The organism is Psychrobacter sp. DAB_AL32B (genome assembly GCF_002224105.1).
GTDB lineage: Bacteria > Pseudomonadota > Gammaproteobacteria > Pseudomonadales > Moraxellaceae > Psychrobacter.
The window spans coordinates 1-234 of the sequence record NZ_NEXU01000209.1 but is presented as its reverse complement, the minus strand read 5'-3'; the positions used below and the strand labels follow the sequence as shown (position 1 = coordinate 234).

Annotated in this window: 1 protein-coding gene; it reads right to left on the bottom strand. The window is 50.9% G+C overall.

Features of this window, described 5'->3' with window-relative positions:
* The coding region (locus CAN34_RS13985; RefSeq protein ID WP_121509242.1) for an MBL fold metallo-hydrolase at window positions 1–234 on the bottom strand (234 nt) is incomplete at both ends.

Here is a 234-nt window from a genome sequence, read left to right as displayed (position 1 = left end):
TCATCCGGTAATTCGAGCAGCTTTTTGATCGACTGATACAGATTTTTGGCATCTCCACCTGGGAAGTCGCAGCGTGCTGTGCCCACATCTGGAGCAAACAAGGTATCACCGACAAACACCACGGTTTTTTCATCGTCAGTGGCAATATACGCCATGTCAGCACGCGTATGACCGGGAACATACATCGCGGTGATAGTGATGCCACCAAGCGCTAAGGTTTCGCCGTCATCTGTC